Below are 2,135 nucleotides of genomic sequence, written 5' to 3' on the forward strand. Positions count from 1 at the left end.
CTTGAGGACCTCGACGACCAGGAGTAATTTCTGGCATTCCTCTACTATTTAAAGGAATTACCCAGAACCGTTTGACTTTTTCCGCTCCTTTGAGGCGACCTTGCCTGAGAAGTAACCTGAGTCTAGCGGTAGAAATATTTAGAAGAAATGCTGCTTCTGTTGTACCAACTTTATCTGGTTCAGTATTTATATCTTTCATAAACTGTTTCGGAACATATAGGGGATAAACTGGATAACCAAATACCCATCAAACTACACAGGATTTAGTTTCGCAAGAATTAAGGTTCAATAAATTCCTGAAGGATGCTTAAGTCTAAAATCAATAACTGTTTCGGAGCATATAAAGAATAAACTGGATAGCCAAATACCCATCAAACCACAAAGGATTTAGTTTGGCCAGAATTTTTGATTGTTCAGTTGTAGTTGTTTCAGTCGATAACCTCTATGTCGGTAAAAGCAAAGAAAAGTTCAATAAATTCCTGAAGAGTGCTTAAGTCTAAATCAATTTTCAGCAATGTATCAATTGCGAAATTTTTGTAGTCGTCTAAAAGTTCCTTAGCTTTTACAGGTTCAAGTAGGTACAAAAATGAAGAACTTTTTTTGTTGGTTCGATCTAAAAATTGATCTTTACCTGTTTCTGAAATACTCAGGGAATCCTTTAAGTCATCTTTGATTTGATATGCTATACCGATATACTTGCTAAAGAGTTTTAATTTTTCAATATTTTCTGCCGAATCCTTTGCCAATATTGATACTGAAACTAAGCAAAATTCAATCGCTAAACCTGTTTTTAGATAAGCTATTTCTTTTAGATCGTCAAGACTAACTTCCTGACTATCTCTACATTTTAAATCTTTTATTTGTCCTAAACATAATCCATTATTACTACAAATTTTTGAAGCATATTGAATAATTTTGATCTTAGAAGTATCATCGGTTAGAATATTTTCCAGCTCATCATAACCTTTGGCAATTAATGAAACTGCAGTTATTTGAGCCTCAGCTTGACTATATTTTTTATGAAAAGCTAATTTACCTCTTCTCAAAGAAGCATTATCTTGAGTAGGTAAATCATCAAGTATTAATGAAGCTGAATGAAAATATTCTATTGCTCGTACTAAACCAGTTAAATGTTCAAAATCTAGCCCATATATTTTTCCCATCAAAAGACATAGTAAAGGTCTATTTCTGTGGCAAAAACCACTTAATGCATATTTTTCTAGCTCATCTAGTTGTTCATTTTCATTAACTATAACCTTTTCTATCCAAGGTCTGGCTTCAGCATTAAATTTCCATATATCAAATGAATAATTATTATCCTTATATTGCAATACATATTTTTCTGCACAGCTATCAAGATATTCAGAAATCCATGTTTCTTGATGAAGATGAATACTGTATTTACTTATCTCACCAAGCTGGTAAAATAAATTTCTATTTGTGTAAAGTATATTATTATCAGTCAAATCATCTATAAATTTTTGATACTTAGAAAATCCATAATTTTTGACAAACTCTCTAATTGTCTCTACAAATCTTAGTAAGCAAGCCTGTATGTATACTTTTTTATCTAGTTGAAAATTTGAGGAAAAAATATAATAATCAAAAGTAAATATTAGTGGATTAATTTCAATTTTTTTTTGAAGAAATAATGTATATGGAGTTGCAGCATCATTAGCAACATCTTGAATAAACCCTTCAAAGTCATTAGATAATTGATTATTAATTCCCATAAGAATACTCTTATGGATAAACTCATCATTGATGGGATATCCAGCCAATGATGCAGTAGCAATTCTCGCAAATGATGATTTTAAGATGATGCGCGTAAATAAAAAATCTACATTGCCAGCCGAGTTTAGTTTTTCTTGATTGTCTCCATTATCTCCTACTTGAGCTAAATGAAATATCTTAATATAAGAAAGGCTATTGTTATTAGATTGATTATTCAAAATATATTTTAACTCTAAACAACATCTATATAGCTCTCTTAAGAATGGAATATTAGTTACTTTAGGTGAAACATTAATTCCAGAAATTGCATCAGTCAAAATTTTAGCAAAAACTTTTTTTTGTGTATTAGATATTATGTGTTTTGAGTCAAATATATTGTCAACTAATGGATATGTAACACC

The 2,135-nt window shown here is 30.4% G+C and carries 1 protein-coding gene and 1 pseudogene; both read right to left on the bottom strand.

Features of this window, described 5'->3' with window-relative positions:
• A pseudogene (locus F6K22_RS39340) lies at positions 1 to 199 on the bottom strand (hypothetical protein); the annotation flags it as partial.
• A gap of 229 nt (positions 200 to 428) precedes the next feature.
• Positions 429 to 2,135: polyprenyl synthetase family protein (locus tag F6K22_RS39345; protein ID WP_293110438.1), on the bottom strand; the 1,707-nt coding region annotated here is incomplete at its 5' end.

This window comes from Okeania sp. SIO2F4 (genome assembly GCF_010672385.1).
In the GTDB taxonomy this organism is placed as follows: domain Bacteria; phylum Cyanobacteriota; class Cyanobacteriia; order Cyanobacteriales; family Microcoleaceae; genus Trichodesmium.